We start from the raw sequence: 14,909 nt of genomic DNA on the forward strand, positions 1-14,909 counted from the left end.
ATGCAGGACACCTTCGGCAATAACCAGTTCTTCTGGAACGGCGTCGGCTGGTTCAAGGAACTGCTCGATCCTTCGACCGATCTCGGCGGACGCTTTCTGGATTCGCTGGCCCGCAACCTGTTCTTCTCGGCGGTGATCCTCGCCATCGAGGTGCCGCTCGGCATCGTGGTGGCGCTGTCGATGCCGCGCGAAGGCTGGTCGGTCGCCGCCTGTCTCGTGATCATGGCGCTGCCGCTGTTGATTCCGTGGAACGTGGTCGGGACCATCTGGCAGATTTTCGGCCGGCCCGACATCGGCCTGCTCGGCTATACGCTCAACGGGCTCGGCTTCAACTACAACTACGTCTCCAACGAGTTCGACGCCTGGGCCACCGTCATCGTGATGGACGTCTGGCACTGGACCAGCCTGGTCGCGCTGCTGTGCTACGCCGGACTGAAGTCGATCCCCGATGCCTATTACCAGGCGGCGCAGATCGACGGCGCCTCGCGCTGGGCGGTGTTCAGGGCGATCCAGCTGCCGAAGATGAACCGCGTGCTGCTGATCGCGGTGCTGCTGCGTTTCATGGACAGCTTCATGATCTACACCGAACCGTTCGTGGTCACCGGCGGCGGCCCCGGCAACTCGACGACGTTCGTCTCGATCGAACTGGTCAAGATCGCGCTCGGCCAGTTCGACCTCGGCAAGGCCGCGGCGCTGTCGCTGGTCTACAATCTGATCATCCTCACCGTGTGCTGGGTGTTCTACACCGTGATGACCAATGCCGGCGCCGAGCGCAGGCCGCACGAGGGAGCCGCCTGATGCATTCGATCCCCGGTCGACGCCTGATCCTGTCGGTTTATCTGATCTTCCTGCTGCTGCCGATCTACTGGCTCGTCAATATGAGCTTCAAGACCAATGGCGAGATCGTCTCGACCATGACGCTGTGGCCGCATCTGCCGACGCTGGAGAACTACACCCGCATCTTCACCGACGAGAGCTGGTATTCCGGCTACATCAACTCGCTGAAATACGTCGTCATCAACACCGTGATCTCGATTTCCTTCGCGCTGCCGGCGGCCTACGCGTTCTCGCGCTACCGTTTTCTCGGCGACAAGCATCTGTTCTTCTGGCTGCTGTCGAACCGGATGGCGCCGCCGGCCGTCTACGCGCTGCCGTTCTTCAATCTGTATTCGGCGATCGGCCTGTTCGATACGCCATGGGCGGTGGCGCTGGCACACTGCCTCTTCAATGTGCCGTTGGCGGTGTGGATTCTGGAGGGCTTTGTCTCTGGCGTGCCGCGCGAGATCGACGAGACCGCGTTCCTCGACGGCTATTCCTTTCCAAAATTCTTCGTCAAGATCCTGGTGCCGCTGATCGCCTCCGGCATCGGCGTGGCGGCGTTCTTCTGCTTCATGTTCTCCTGGGTCGAATTGCTGCTGGCGCGAACGCTGACGTCGGTAAATGCCAAGCCGATCTCGGCGGTGATGACGCGCACCGTCTCCGCCGCCGGCATGGACTGGGGTCTGCTCGCCGCCGCCGGCGTGCTCACCATCATCCCCGGCGCGCTGGTGATCTGGTTCGTCCGTAACTATATCGCGCGCGGTTTTGCGCTGGGGAGGGTGTAGAAATGTTGATGCACCGACCTTGCCCCCGCGATTGCGAGGAGCGAAGCGACGCGGCAATCCAGAGCGGCAAGGAAGCACTGGATTGCTTCGTCGCAAGTGCTCCTCGCAATGACGGTCGCGGGAGCCTGTAGCCATGGAAAACATTGCATGGATGGCCTGGACGCTGCCGACGGCGATTTTCTTCGCGTTGCTGGCGATGACGCTGGGCACGATGACCTGGCTGGCGGTCGCTTATCCCGAGGCCGAGCGCATCGGGATCCTGCGCATTCCGACCACGCGCGGCGACCGGCTGTTTGTCTCGCTGATCACGGCGGCCATCATTCATCTGCTGTGGATCGGCTTCATCGGTACCGATGCGCTCACGACACTGCCGGTCGGCGAGGAGGCAATTGAAATCTCGAGCCTGTGGCTCGCGACACTGATTTCGTTTGGCACGGGCGCGGCGATCTTTCGCACGGTCTGACAGGCGAAGAAGACCAGGCCCGGGAGCAACCCGGGGCTGCAACGACAACGGAGGAAGCAATGAAGCACCTGACGAGACAAGGCGGGCGTGCATCCACGGCGCGCCTGATGACGATGACCAGTTCGGCGGCGCTGATCGCGGCGTCGCTGACGATGACCGCGCCGGCCTTGGCCGACGATGCCGCCGCGCAACGCTGGATCGACACCGAATTCCAGCCCTCGACGCTGTCCAAGGCCGATCAGCTCAAGGAACTGCAGTGGTTCGCGAAAGCCGCCGAGCCGTTCAAGGGTATGGAGATCAATGTCGTCTCCGAGACGCTGACGACGCATGAATATGAATCCAAGACGCTGGCCAAGGCGTTCTCGGAACTGACCGGTATCAAGCTCAAGCACGATCTGCTGCAGGAAGGCGATGTGGTCGAGAAGCTGCAGACCCAGATGCAGTCCGGCAAGAATGTCTATGACGGCTGGATCAATGATTCCGATCTGATCGGCACCCATTTCCGCTATGGCCAGACCATCGCGCTGTCCGACTACATGACCGGCGAAGGCAAGGACGTCACCGATCCCAGCCTGGATCTCAGCGACTTCATCGGCACTTCCTTCACCACCGGGCCGGACAAGAAGCTGTACCAGCTTCCGGTCCAGCAATTCGCCAATCTTTACTGGTTCCGGTACGACTGGTTTGCCAATCCCGAGTACAAGTCGAAGTTCAAGGCCAAATACGGCTATGATCTCGGCGTCCCGGTGAACTGGTCGGCCTATGAGGACATCGCCGAGTTCTTCACCAACGACATCAAGCAGATCAACGGCGTCAAGGTCTATGGTCACATGGACTATGGCAAGAAGGACCCGTCGCTGGGCTGGCGTTTCACCGACGCCTGGCTGTCGATGGCCGGCAATGGCGACAAGGGGCTTCCGAACGGCCTCCCCGTTGATGAATGGGGCGTGCGCATGGAAGGCTGCCGTCCGGTCGGCTCGTCGGTCGAACGCGGTGGCGACACCAACGGTCCGGCGGCGGTCTATTCGATCGTCAAATATCTCGACTGGATGAAGAAATATGCCCCGCCGCAGGCGCAGGGCATGACCTTCTCGGAATCCGGTCCGGTGCCGGCACAGGGTAACGTGGCCCAGCAGGTGTTCTGGTATACCGCCTTCACCGCCGACATGGTGAAGCCGGGCCTCGCAGTCATGAACGAGGACGGTACGCCGAAGTGGCGGATGGCGCCGTCGCCGCATGGCTCGTACTGGAAAGAAGGTATGAAGCTTGGCTATCAGGACGTCGGTTCGGCAACCCTGCTGAAGTCGACGCCGGCGGACCGCCGCAAGGCGGCATGGCTGTATCTGCAGTTCATCACCTCGAAGACGGTGAGCCTGAAGAAGAGCCATGTCGGTCTCACCTTCATCCGTGAGTCCGATATCTGGGACAAGTCGTTCACCGAGCGTGCGCCGAAGCTCGGCGGCCTGATCGAGTTCTATCGCTCGCCAGCCCGCGTGCAGTGGTCGCCGACCGGCAACAACATTCCGGACTATCCGAAACTGGCGCAGCTGTGGTGGCAGAACATCGGCGATGCGTCGTCCGGTGCGAAGACCCCGCAGGCGGCGATGGATTCGCTGGCGGCGGCGCAGGATTCGGTGCTCGAGCGACTTGAACGATCGAAAGTTCAGGGCGATTGCGGACCGAAGCTGAACAAGAAGGAGACGGCGGAATACTGGTACGCCAAATCCGCCAAGGACGGCAACATCGCGCCGCAGCGCAAGTTGGCCAATGAGAAGCCGAAGGGCGAGACGATCGACTACGACACGCTGATCAAATCGTGGCCGGCGTCGCCGCCGCAGAAGCGCGCGGCGAACTGAGGCGAACGACGAATAAGCAAAAGGCCGGGAGTGATCCCGGCCTTTTATTACTGTCGTCATTGCGAGGAGCTCTTGCGACGAAGCAATCCAGTTCTTGCTTGTGGCTCTCTGGATTGCCGCCACGCTTCGTCAAGGGGAAAGCCAGTTGGCTTTCCCTGACCTCGCAACGACGTGGATACCGCGGCGTGCTACTCCGCCGCCTGCTTGACTTCGGCCAGCGTCGGGTAGTCCGTATAGCCCTTGACGCCGCCGCCGTAGAAGGTGGCCTGGTCCGGCTTATTGAGTTCAGCGCCGGCCTTCAGGCGCGCGACCAGATCCGGATTGGCGATGAACGGCTTGCCGAACGCGATCAGGTCAGCCTCGTCCGCCGCCAGCGCCTTGTTGGCCAGCGCCAGGTCGTAGCCATTATTGCCGATATAGGTGCCCTTGAAGCGCTTGCGCAATTCGGCGTAGTCGAACGGCGCCACGTCGCGCGGGCCGCCGGTGGCGCCTTCGACGACGTGCAGATAGACCAGCTTCTCGGCGCTGAGACCATCGACGATGTAGTCGAACAGTTTTTTCGGATCGCTGTCTGGACCGCAATCATTGGCAGGGGTCACCGGCGAGATACGGATGCCGGTGCGCTCGGCGCCGATTTCCTTGACCACGGCCTTGGTGACTTCCAGGATCAGCCGGGCACGGTTCTCGATCGAGCCGCCATATTCATCGGTTCGCTTGTTGGTGGAGTCGCGCGCGAACTGCTCGAGCAGATAGCCGTTGGCGGCGTGAATTTCGACGCCATCAAAGCCCGCCGCGATCGCGTTCTTCGCGGCAACCCGGTAGTCCTCAATCAGGCCGGGGATTTCGGACAGCTCCAGCGCGCGCGGCTCAGACACGTCCGCGAAGCCGTTGTTGACATAGGTCTTGCCCTTGGCGGCGATCGCCGAGGGCGCGACTGGCTTGCCACCATTCGGCTGCAGGCTGCTGTGCGAGATCCGGCCGACATGCCAGAGTTGGATGAAGATGTGACCGCCCTTGGCATGGACGGCGTCAGTGACCTTCTTCCAGCCGGCCACCTGCTCCTGGGTGTAGATGCCGGGGGTGTCCTGATAGCCCTGGCCTTGCTGCGAGATCTGGCTGGCCTCGGTGATCAGCAGGCCGGCAGAGGCGCGCTGGGCGTAATATTCAACGCTGAGCGGATTGGGCACGAAGCCGGCGACCGCGCGATTGCGCGTCAGTGGCGCCATGACCGTGCGGTTGGAAAGCGTGATAGGGCCGAGTTTATAGGAGTCGAAAAGTTTGGACGTGCTCATTTTTGATTTTCCGAAAAATTGCCACTACGCTTGAAGTGTGCATTGCAGCGCAAATTGGCAATGCCATCCACCGCATTCTTTGCAAACGGCTGAAAAGTTGCGGTATTTTGGTCCGTATTGTCTTGCGTAGGGTCGGTTGGCGCGAAGCGCTAAATCCACCGATCGTTCAAGAATTGCGCAGTGATGGGTCACGGCGCAACGGGACTTGACCCACCCTGCAGACAGTCGTTTTTAATTCGCGCCGAGGAAGTCTCGCTTGCCGATCTCGACGCCGCACATGCGCAGGATGGCGTGCGCCGTCGTGGCATGGAAATAGAAGTTCGGCAGCGAGAAGCTGGTCAGATATTGCTGGCCGTTCAGCGTCATGGTCTTGCCGCCGCCGATCGGGAACGTGATGTCCCGGCCTTCCGCTCCATCGAACAGCGATTGATTAACGCTTTTGACAAATTCGCCGGTCTTGGCCAGCCGCTGCTTGAGTTCGGCGATCGTCGTCTCGGTATCGGGAAAGGACGGCACCTCGCTGCCGCTCAGGCGAGCGGCGCCCCGGACAGCATGATCGCAGGCGATCTGGATCTGCTTGCTCAGCGGCAGCATGTCGGGAAACAGCCGGGTGCCAAGCAGGACGGCGGGCTCGATTTTCCTGGCGGCGGCATGGGCCTCGGCCTTGTCGAGGAGATGGGACAGGCTACCGAGCATTTGCAGGTAAGCCGGCACGGCGGACTCATAAAATGACATCTGATGCTCTTTTCGACCGGATTTGAGTGGCAGCGGACAGCGCCAAGAAAGATGCTGCTGCATGGACTTGGGAAGTTCCCAGCCGAAAACAACCGCAGACGCCCAATAAAAAAGAATGATTTAGCGGGTTCTGAGGGTCAGATCGCGCAGCCGGCCGACGATCCCGGTGGGAAAGAAATACACGCTGGCGATGAACATCAGTCCCAGCCACAGCAGCCAGCGATCCGGATGCAGCAGGCCCGGCAGCACCGGCAGGCCGGCATCGGCCGCGGCGCTCGAGGCCAGCCCCATCAGGACCTGCAGGTAGTTTTCGGCCAGGATGAAGACGACGGCGCCGACGATGGCGCCGTACATGGTGCCCATGCCGCCGATTACCACCATCAACAGGATGTCCAGCATGATGGCGAAGCTGAGCGAGGTGTCGGGGCCGGCATAGCGCAGCCACAGGGCATTCATCGCGCCGGCGGAGGCCGCGACCACCGCGGCAAGGCAGTTGGCGTAAGTAAGGTGAAACACCGTGCGAAACCCGAGCGCTTCGGCGCGAAAGCGGTTTTCACGGATCGCCTGCAGCACGCGGCCGAACGGCGAATTCACCACCCGCAGCAGCGCCAGGATCATCGCCGCGCACACCACGAATACAATGTAGTAGGTCAGGGTGCGGCCGGTGACGGCGACGCCGAGCACGTCCTTTTTCAGAAACACCATGCCCGGGCGCAGCAGCTCCGGCAGCTGAAAGCTGCGGCCGTCCTCGCCGCCGGTCAGCCAGGATAATTGCGACGCCAGCACCAGAAACGCCGAGGCCACCGCCAGCGTGATCATGGCGAAGAAGATCGCCTCGACGCGCAGCGAGAACAGGCCGATGCCGAGCGCCAACAAGGCCGCCAGTGGCAGGCCGATGGCCAGGCCCGCGGCGACCGCCGTCCAGGTCGGGCCCATGCCATACAGCGCGATGGCGATGGCGTAACTGCCGATGCCGTAGAACATGGTGTGAGCGAACGACACCGTGCCGGTATAGCCGAGCAGCAGGTCGTAGGACGCCACGAGAGCCGCAAAGATGCAGATCTTGGTGGCAACATTCATCGCCTTGGCGCCGGGAAACAGGAACGGCGCCAGCGCCAGAGCGGCGATGATGACGACGAGCAAAACCGCGAGAATGCGGCTGCGTGGCAGATCGCCGGAGAGGATCATCATCGATTTGTCACCGCATGGAGCCCGCGCGGTCGCCACATCAGGATCGCGACCATCAGGAGGATGTTGGAAACCAGCGCCAGCTTCGGCAGCAGGAAGCCGCCGTAATTGGCGACCATCGCCACCAGGATGGCGCCGATGAAGCAGCCGTTGATGGAACCGAGGCCGCCGATGATCACCACGATGAACACCAGCACGGTGAGGTCGTTGCCCATCGAGGCATGGACCTGTTCGCGGTACAGTGCCCACATGATGCCACCGAGGCCGGCGAGGCCCGAGCCGACCATGAACACGCCGAGAAACAGCCGGCGGATCCGGTAGCCCAGCGCTTCCACCATCTCGCGGTTCTCGACGCCGGCGCGGATCAGCAGGCCGATCTTGCTGCGCGTCAGCACCAGCTGGATGCCGGCGAACACGACCAGGCCCACCAGCATCGCCAGCAGACGATATTTTGCGATCGCCACGTCGCCGATGATGAAGGAGCCGCGCAGCGACGTCGGCAGCGGCAGCGGAATGATCTGCGGCCCCCACAGCGCGTACAGCGCCTGTTCGGCGACGATCAGGCCGCCGGTGGTCATCAGGATCTGCTTGAGATGCTGGCCGTAGACCGGAAGGATCAGCACGCGCTCGACGATCAGCCCGATGGCGCCGGCCACGCCCATGGCCAGCAGCGCCGCGGGCGCCAGCACCGCGAGATTGAGCAGAAGCGAATCCGCCTGCACCCAGGTCGCCAGCGGCAGCAGCACCAGGGTCGCCGCATAGGCGCCGACCGAGATGAAGGCGCCATGACCGAAGTTCAGCACGTCCATCAGCCCGAACACCAAAGTCAGTCCGGAAGCCATGATGAAGATCATCATCCCCATGGCGAGGCTGGCGATGGTCAGCGTCATCCAGCTGCTCGGCGAGCCGATCAGCGGCAGCATGGCGAGCGCCAGGATCACCGGCAGCAGCATTGGCAGCATATCGCGCTTCGGCTTCGGCAGCGCGTCGGTGACGGCGAGGTCGGTCATTGATGCGTCTCCAGGCTGAGGCCAAGCAGCCGCTCTTGCAGCGGCACGTCCTGCGCCAGGGCCGCCATCGCGCCGCGATGGACGATCCTGCCATTGTCCATCACCAGCACGGCGTCGCCAATCCGCTGCGCGACGTGAAAATTCTGCTCGACCAGCAGGATGGTGGCGCCGGAGCGCTTGATTTCGGCAAAGCATTCGATCAACGCGCCAACGATCGACGGCGCCAGCCCCTTGGTGGGTTCGTCGATCAGCAGCAATTGTCGCGGCTCGACGATGGCGCGGGCAATCGACAGCATCTGCTTCTGGCCGCCGGACAACAGCCCGGCGCGCGACAGCCAGAATTTTCGCAGCGCCGGGAAAAAGCCGAAGATCCATTGCAGTCTGATATCATCGAGCGGCGCGTCGCGGGCGGCGAGGATCAGGTTTTCCTTCACCGTGAGATCGGAGAACACCGCCATGCTCTCCGGCACATAGCCGACGCCGAGCCGTGCGATGTCCGGCGTGGCCATCGCCTCGATACGCTGGCCTGACAGCGTGATGTCGCCGCTTGACGCATGCCACAGCCCCATGATGGTGCGCAGCGTGGTGGTCTTGCCGGCGCCGTTGCGGCCCAGCAGCATGGTGGTCCGGCCCTCGGGAATCGCAAGGTCGACGCCGTGCAGGATGTGATAGTGGCCGATATGGGTGTGCACCCCGGCCATGGTGAGCAGGTCGGTCATGCCGCGCTCGCTTTTGAATAGTAGGCGCATTCAAATCGCAAAACCGGTCTCCACTTTCGCGGAATGCGCGCCCGGAGCGATGCCGAGATAGGCTTCCTGCACGATCGGCGAGGCGATCACCTCGGCGGGCTTGCCGTCGGCGACCAGTTGGCCATTGTGCAGCACGATGATGCGGTCGGCCAGCGAGCGCACCACGTCCATCTTGTGCTCCACCAGCAGGATGATCTTTGACGTGTCCTTCTTCAGCCGCGCGATCAGGTCGAGTACGACGGGGACCTCGTCGACGCTCATGCCCGCAGTGGGTTCGTCGAACATGAACACCCTCGGCTGCAGCGCCATCATCAAGGCGACCTCGAGCTTGCGCTGGTCGCCATGCGACAGCACGGTAGCGGCGACGCTGCGGCGGGCGCCGAGCGCCACCTCGTCGAGAATGGCGTCGGCGCGCGCGATCAGGTCGCGCCGGGTCATCCACGGGCGCAACATGTCGTAATGCACGCCGCTGGCCGCCTGCACCGCGAGGCGGACGTTCTCCTCGACACTGAGATTGGGAAACAGGTTGGTCAGCTGAAACGCGCGACCAAGGCCGGCGCGGGTGCGCAGTGGCGCCGATAGCGGCGTAATGTCGGTGCCATTCATCAGGATGGTTCCGGCGCTTGGCCGCAACTGCCCGGAGATCAGGTTGAAGTAGGTGGTCTTGCCGGCGCCGTTGGGGCCGACGATGGCGGTGAGTTCGCCCGGCCGGAACGTGCAGCTGACTTGGTTGACCGCGACATGGCCGCCGAAGCGGATGGTCAGGTCGCGGGTTTCGAGAGTGAAAGTCATACAAAACTCGATGAGAAGAGGGACGTTCCCCGGATGCTGGGCAGCGCGCCACCCTTGTGGCGTGGTGCGCTGCGGATCCGGAGGCCCGGTCGGCGTTGATCGTAAAACCGGGATCCCGGGTCCGCGGAGCAGCGCGAAGCGGCTCTGCACCGCGCCCGGGAAACGAAACTCAGCGCTTGTTGCGGATCGGGATGTTCATGTCTTCGATCTTGATCTCGGCGACCGGTTCATTGACCGCCCAGTCGAGCGCCGGATCGACCTTGACCTTGAAATGATACATGCTCTGCAGCGCCTGATGGTCTTCCTTGCGGAAGATCATCTTGCCCTTCGGCGTATCGAACTCCATGCCTTCCATCGCCGTGATCAGCTTTTCCGTGTCGGTCGACTTGGCCTTCTGCACCGCGGTGACCGCCGCCATCGCGGCCGAAAAACCACCGGCGGTGAAGAAGTCTGGCGGCGCGTTGAAGCGCTTCTGGTGCTCGGTAACGAGCCAGTCGTTCACCGCGTTCTTCGGGATGTCGTAGTAATAGTACGTCGCGCCTTCCATGCCGGGGAGCCGCTTGTAGGCGGCCAGCGCCGGCAGGATGTTGCCGCCGGTGGACAGTTCGATGCCGTAGCGCTTCGGGTCCATGTCCTGCAGCTTCGCCATTGGAGAAGCGCCGGCCCAGATCACCCAGATGATCTTTCGGCCAGGCTTGTCCTTCATCGCGTCGAACAACCGCTGACCGGCAGCGGTGAAATCCGTCGTGTTGGCGGGAACGTATTCTTCCGCGGCCAAGGTTGCCCCGGTCTTCGCAAGCGCTTCCTTGAACGCGGCAACACCGTCCTTGCCGAAGGCGTTGTCCTGGCCGAGCGTCGCGATGGTGACGCCGGGCTTGCCGATAGCCACCGCGTTGGCGATGGCGTCCTGTGACGAATTGCGGCCGGTGCGGAAGATATATCGATTCCACTTCTCGCCGGTGATCTGGTCGGCAACCGCCGGCTCGACGATCAGCACCTTCTTGTTTTCTTCCGCGATGGGCAACATGGCGAGCGCCGCGCCCGAGGCTGTTGTGCCGATGGCGAGATCGACATTGTCATCCGCATAGGCCTCTGCCAGCGCCGCCTTGGCGAGGTCCGGCTTGCCTTGATCGTCCTTGGTGATCACCACGATCTTGCGGCCGTCCACCGTCATGGTGCCCTTGGTCGCGTATTCCAGCCCCATGCGCAGCCCGGTCTCGGTCTGCTTGGCATAGGCCTCGAGCGGCCCGGTCTTGCCGTAGATCAGCGCGATCTTGAGATCGTCGGCATGCGCTAACGAGGTGCTCAGCGCGGTGACGGCAGCGAGAATGAATAAGCGACGCAAGGTCAGTCCTCCCGAGTTTGTTGCGCGGGACCCTAGTGCATTTGACCGCTTGGTGGAAAGAGCGATTAGTGCGCTCCGCCGCGCAGCTGCACTAGCAATTCGGCGGTAGGCCAGGAATCCGCGGGCAGGCCGTATTTGATCTGGATCGTCTTCACGGCGGTGCGGCTCTGCTGGCCCAGAATGCCGTCGATCTTGCCGACGTTGAAACCGGCCTTGGTCAGCAGCTGCTGCAATTCCTTCAACTCGTTGAACGGCAGCTGCGGGATTTGCGCCGTGGGCCTGCGCATCGGCGCGGCGCCGGCGATCCGGGTGGCGAGGTAACCCGCTGTCGTGGAATAGATCAGCGAATTATTCCATTCGGTGTAGGCGGCGAAATTGGCATAGGCCAGAAAAGCCGGACCGAAGCGACCCATCGGCAGCAGCAGCGACGCCGGCATGGCATCGTTCGGCAGTGGCCGACCGTCGGGATAAATCACGCCGAACTGCGTCCATTTTGACCGCGGCAACTGGATGGTCAGGTCGGCCTGGTCCCACGGAACATCTGTGGTGACCTTGACCTCCTGCAGCCACGGCTCGCCGCGCCGCCATTTCAGGCCATTGGCAATGTAGTTGGCGGTTGAGCCGATCACGTCTTCTGCCGAGCGCAGTAGGTTGCGGTGGCCGTCGCCGTCATAGTCCACGGCGTAGTTGAAATAATGCGTCGGCAGGAACTGGGTCTGGCCGAGTTCGCCGGCCCAAGAGCCAATCATTTCCTCGGGCGTGAGGTCGCCGCGATCGACGATCTTCAGCGCCGCGATGGTCTCGTCCTGAAACATCTTCGAACGCCGGCAGTCATAGGCCAGCGATACCAGCGAGGGCAGCGTCGGCAAATTGCCCATCTGCGCGCCAAAGTCGCTCTCCAGCGCCCAGAATGCCGCGATCACCGCCGGCGGCACGCCAAACTCCTTCTCCGCGCGGGCGAAAGCTGCCGCGTGCTGCTTGATCTTGAGCTGGCCGTTCTGCATCCGGTAATCCGCCGCCATGCGCCGGGAAAATTCGGTAAACAACTGGCCGAACACGCGCTGGCCGCGGTCGCGGTTGACGATTTTTGCGTCGTAGACCAGCCACGGTGAGGCGGCGGCAAGGGCGCGGGACGACACGCCGGCGGTGGTCGCCTGCTGCTTCAGCCCGGCAAGGAACTGGTCGAAGCTCTGGCCGCCGTGGCACGCGGCCGCGCGCGGGCTGGCGGCGGGCCGCGCTGTTGCCGCCGGCCGGGCCGTCGGCGTTTGCGCAGGCAGTGCAAATTGCGCGGAGGCCGGGGAGGCGAGGCCAATGATTGCTAGGGCCGTCACAATACGAAGTGGTCGCATCCGCACAGACATCTGCATCACAAACCTCGGCCTCTCCCCGTCATGCCCGGCCTCGTGCCGGGCATCCACGTCCCGGCCCAGCAATACAGACGTGGATGGCCGGGACAAGCCCGGCCATGACGGCGCTTCAGCTTCAGGGGTCGCCAAAACTCTCAGCCGTCATTGCGAGGAGCGCTTGCGACGAAGCAATCCAGCTCTTGCCGAGTTAGTGGCTCTGGATTGCCGGGTCGCTTCGCTCCTCGCAATGACGAGCTGTCAGTTGATGCACCCTCACAACTCCCGCGCATTGCTGAATGCAAAGCTCGACACCCGACGCGTGTTCTCATCGAGGATCAGCGTCCGCGTGATCGGCGGCTCGGCGCGCTGCGAACAGTTTTCGCGTTCGCACAGCCGGCAATTGACACCGATCGGCGTGCCTTCGGCCTTCTCCAGGTCCATGCCGGAGGCATACACCAGTTTGGGGGCGTGGCGGATCTCGCAGCCGAGGCCAATGGCGAAGCGCGGTTGCGGCTGGCCGTGCGGCGCCGGCGGCCGGCGCACCATCTGCGCGATCGAGAAATAGCGGCTGGCGTCGGGCAGTTCGATCACCTGCTTCAACAGCCGGTCGGGCGTATCGAAGGTGGAGTGCACATTCCACAGCGGGCAGGTGCCGCCGAATTTCGAGAACGGGAAGGTGCCCGACGAGAACCGCTTGGATACGTTGCCGGCATTGTCGACCCGCAGCATGAAGAATGGCACGCCGCGCGCGGTCGGTCGCTGCAGCGTGGTAAGGCGGTGACAGACCTGCTCGAAGCCGACATTGAAGCGCTGGCCGAGCACCTGCAGATCGTAGCTCAGTGCTTCCGCGGCGCCATGGAAGGCGGCATACGGCATCATCACCGCGGCGGCAAAGTAGTTGGCCAGCGTGATGCGATAGAGCCGCCTCGGCGTATCGTCGAGCGCGCCGGCGCGGCCGGTGATGGTCTCGAAATGGCTGCTGCATTCGCTGAGCCCGAGCTGAAAGGCGAGCTGGAAGGCGCGGCCGGGCGCATCCACCAGTTCGGAGATCAGCAATTGCCGGCGATGCCGGTCGAAGCGGCGCAGCGTCTCGCGCATCACGTCCACCGGCATGATGCGGGTGACGATCGAGTGTTTTTCCCGCAGTCGCGTCGACAGCGCCGCATAAAGATCCTGCGCCGGCACGTTGATCTCGTCGCGCAGGGTCTCGGCGGCCTGCTCGAGCTCAGGGAAATAGTTGCGGTTGGCCTCGATCAGGTCGCGGACCCGCTCGATCGGGTTGGCCTCGTAATGGCCGCCTTCGTCACGGTCGGCGAACTGCGCCGCTACCAGCGTCTCGCCGCGCCGCGCTTCATTATAGGCGGCGTAAAGCCGTTGCAGCGCATGGGTGACGCCCGGGCAGAGTTCGGCCAGGTCGCGCAATTCCTGCTTCGGTAGATCGATCTGCCGGAACAGCGGATCGGAGAAGATCTCGTTCAGCTCGGCGAAGAAGCGGTCCTCGTCGGCGGTGGCGAGGTCGCGCAGATCGAGGTCATAGGTCTGCGCCAGGCGCATCAGAAGCTGCGCCGTGACCGGCCGCTGGTTGCGCTCGATCAGGTTGATGTAGCTCGGCGAAATCCCCAGCCCCTCGGCGATCTGGGTCTGCGACAGGCCGAGCTGCTGGCGAATCCGCCGAAACCGTGGCCCCACAAACAGCTTTTTGGCGGTGTCCCCAGCCATCGCGCGGTACTTTTGTGACAATCGTGACAAAATGACATTAACGACAAGTCGTGATGTTACATTACATCACCATTCAAACACAAGGCATCTATCGGATAGCGCGCGTTTGGCGTTTATCTCCTGACACGCTTCGCAGAAAATTTGTCACGTCTGTTTAAGCTGCGGTGATTTGTTACTGAAGGAATATGCAAATGAACTTCCAGCCACGCGGGATCAGCGATCAGGCCCTCCAGGGGCCAGCCACCTATCAGGGCGAAATCGATGCGGCCGAAGCGCTGCTCAAGGACAAGGACACCTGGAACGGCGTCAAGCCCGAAGCCGTGGCCCGCATGCGCCTGCAGAACCGCTTCAAGACCGGCCTCGATGTCGCGCGCTACACGGCCGCGCTGATGCGCGCCGACATGGCGGCCTATGATGCCGACAGCACGAAATACACCAAGTCGCTCGGTTGCTGGCATGGCTTCATCGCCCAGCAGAAGCTGATCTCGGTGAAGAAGCACTTTGGGACCACCGATCGCACCTATCTGTATCTGTCGGGCTGGATGATCGCTGCACTTCGCTCCGAGTTCGGCCCGCTGCCCGACCAGTCGATGCACGAGAAGACATCGGTGCCGGCGCTGATTGAAGAGCTCTACACCTTCCTGCGTCAGGCCGACTCGCGCGAGCTCAATGACATTTTCCGTAACCTCGACGCGGCCCGCAAGGCCGGCGACAAGGCAAAGGAAAAGGCATTGATCGAAAAGATCGATACCTTCCAGACCCACGTCGTGCCCGTGATCGCCGACATCGATGCCGGCTTCGGCAACGCGG

At 62.7% G+C, this 14,909-nt stretch carries 13 protein-coding genes and 1 pseudogene; 5 read left to right on the forward strand and 9 right to left on the reverse strand.

Translation table 11 applies throughout. The features are described 5' to 3' along the window. From Q0S16_RS16150 to Q0S16_RS16165, 4 genes are all read left to right on the forward strand, one after another. Positions 1-798: sugar ABC transporter permease (locus tag Q0S16_RS16150; RefSeq protein ID WP_295850020.1), on the forward strand; the 798-nt coding region annotated here is incomplete at its 5' end. Then, on the forward strand, positions 798-1,604 hold the full coding sequence (locus Q0S16_RS16155) for a carbohydrate ABC transporter permease (RefSeq protein ID WP_295850022.1): 807 nt from the start codon (positions 798-800) through the stop codon (positions 1,602-1,604). The genes Q0S16_RS16150 and Q0S16_RS16155, both read left to right, overlap by 1 nt. A gap of 133 nt (positions 1,605-1,737) precedes the next feature. Further along, positions 1,738-2,067: a DUF2160 domain-containing protein gene (locus tag Q0S16_RS16160; RefSeq protein WP_295850024.1), complete on the forward strand. Its 330-nt coding sequence runs from the start codon at positions 1,738-1,740 to the stop codon at positions 2,065-2,067. 59 nt (positions 2,068-2,126) lie between these two features. Further along, on the forward strand, positions 2,127-3,923 hold the full coding sequence (locus Q0S16_RS16165) for an ABC transporter substrate-binding protein (RefSeq protein WP_295850026.1): 1,797 nt from the start codon (positions 2,127-2,129) through the stop codon (positions 3,921-3,923). 188 nt (positions 3,924-4,111) lie between these two features. Here the strand turns inward: Q0S16_RS16165 and Q0S16_RS16170 are convergent, their stop codons facing one another. From Q0S16_RS16170 to Q0S16_RS16210, 9 genes are all read right to left on the reverse strand, one after another. Further along, on the reverse strand, positions 4,112-5,215 hold the full coding sequence (locus tag Q0S16_RS16170) for an alkene reductase (protein WP_295850028.1): 1,104 nt from the start codon (positions 5,213-5,215) through the stop codon (positions 4,112-4,114). Positions 5,216-5,446: 231 nt separating this feature from the next. After that, positions 5,447-5,950 (reverse strand): DUF1993 domain-containing protein, encoded by a 504-nt coding sequence (locus Q0S16_RS16175; RefSeq protein WP_295850043.1) that lies wholly within the window; start codon positions 5,948-5,950, stop codon positions 5,447-5,449. A gap of 120 nt (positions 5,951-6,070) precedes the next feature. Then, the gene (locus tag Q0S16_RS16180; RefSeq protein ID WP_295850030.1) at positions 6,071-7,141 is read right to left on the reverse strand and encodes a branched-chain amino acid ABC transporter permease; all 1,071 of its coding nucleotides are present in this window, start codon (positions 7,139-7,141) and stop codon (positions 6,071-6,073) included. Next, a complete protein-coding gene (locus tag Q0S16_RS16185; protein ID WP_295850033.1) occupies positions 7,138-8,148 on the reverse strand; it encodes a branched-chain amino acid ABC transporter permease in 1,011 nt (336 codons plus the stop codon). Before Q0S16_RS16185 ends, Q0S16_RS16180 begins: the two co-directional genes overlap by 4 nt. Next, complete coding sequence (locus Q0S16_RS16190) at positions 8,145-8,867, reverse strand: ABC transporter ATP-binding protein (protein WP_295850035.1); 723 nt, start codon at positions 8,865-8,867, stop codon at positions 8,145-8,147. The genes Q0S16_RS16185 and Q0S16_RS16190 overlap by 4 nt, the downstream gene beginning before the upstream one ends. A gap of 30 nt (positions 8,868-8,897) precedes the next feature. Beyond that, complete coding sequence (locus Q0S16_RS16195) at positions 8,898-9,689, reverse strand: ABC transporter ATP-binding protein (protein WP_295850037.1); 792 nt, start codon at positions 9,687-9,689, stop codon at positions 8,898-8,900. Positions 9,690-9,858: 169 nt separating this feature from the next. Beyond that, positions 9,859-11,034, reverse strand: coding sequence for a substrate-binding domain-containing protein (locus Q0S16_RS16200; protein ID WP_295850039.1), 1,176 nt, complete (start codon positions 11,032-11,034; stop codon positions 9,859-9,861). 65 nt (positions 11,035-11,099) lie between these two features. Next, positions 11,100-12,383 carry a lytic murein transglycosylase gene (locus tag Q0S16_RS16205; protein ID WP_295850040.1) on the reverse strand — a complete coding sequence of 428 codons (1,284 nt, stop codon included), beginning with the start codon at positions 12,381-12,383 and terminating at the stop codon, positions 11,100-11,102. A gap of 270 nt (positions 12,384-12,653) precedes the next feature. Continuing rightward, positions 12,654-14,099 carry an XRE family transcriptional regulator gene (locus tag Q0S16_RS16210; RefSeq protein WP_295850042.1) on the reverse strand — a complete coding sequence of 482 codons (1,446 nt, stop codon included), beginning with the start codon at positions 14,097-14,099 and terminating at the stop codon, positions 12,654-12,656. A 191-nt stretch (positions 14,100-14,290) separates the two neighbouring features. On the opposite strand from Q0S16_RS16210, the pseudogene Q0S16_RS16215 reads away from it, so the two are divergent. Further along, a pseudogene (locus Q0S16_RS16215) lies at positions 14,291-14,909 on the forward strand (isocitrate lyase); the annotation flags it as partial.

Origin of the sequence: Tardiphaga sp. (assembly GCF_025356345.1) — a bacterium.
GTDB lineage: Bacteria > Pseudomonadota > Alphaproteobacteria > Rhizobiales > Xanthobacteraceae > Tardiphaga.

What these genes read in the sequence shown, in the direction of transcription:
- Q0S16_RS16175 (WP_295850043.1), bottom strand. Translation starts at nt 5,950, where the DNA reads ATGTCATTTTATGAGTCCGCCGTGCCGGCTTACCTGCAAATGCTCGGT.
- Q0S16_RS16160 (WP_295850024.1), top strand. Translation starts at nt 1,738, where the DNA reads ATGGAAAACATTGCATGGATGGCCTGGACGCTGCCGACGGCGATTTTC.
- Q0S16_RS16210 (WP_295850042.1), bottom strand. Translation starts at nt 14,099, where the DNA reads ATGGCTGGGGACACCGCCAAAAAGCTGTTTGTGGGGCCACGGTTTCGG.
- Q0S16_RS16180 (WP_295850030.1), bottom strand. Translation starts at nt 7,141, where the DNA reads ATGATGATCCTCTCCGGCGATCTGCCACGCAGCCGCATTCTCGCGGTT.
- Q0S16_RS16170 (WP_295850028.1), bottom strand. Translation starts at nt 5,215, where the DNA reads ATGAGCACGTCCAAACTTTTCGACTCCTATAAACTCGGCCCTATCACG.
- Q0S16_RS16190 (WP_295850035.1), bottom strand. Translation starts at nt 8,867, where the DNA reads ATGACCGACCTGCTCACCATGGCCGGGGTGCACACCCATATCGGCCAC.
- Q0S16_RS16165 (WP_295850026.1), top strand. Translation starts at nt 2,127, where the DNA reads ATGAAGCACCTGACGAGACAAGGCGGGCGTGCATCCACGGCGCGCCTG.
- Q0S16_RS16205 (WP_295850040.1), bottom strand. Translation starts at nt 12,383, where the DNA reads ATGCGACCACTTCGTATTGTGACGGCCCTAGCAATCATTGGCCTCGCC.
- Q0S16_RS16185 (WP_295850033.1), bottom strand. Translation starts at nt 8,148, where the DNA reads ATGACCGACCTCGCCGTCACCGACGCGCTGCCGAAGCCGAAGCGCGAT.
- Q0S16_RS16155 (WP_295850022.1), top strand. Translation starts at nt 798, where the DNA reads ATGCATTCGATCCCCGGTCGACGCCTGATCCTGTCGGTTTATCTGATC.
- Q0S16_RS16195 (WP_295850037.1), bottom strand. Translation starts at nt 9,689, where the DNA reads ATGACTTTCACTCTCGAAACCCGCGACCTGACCATCCGCTTCGGCGGC.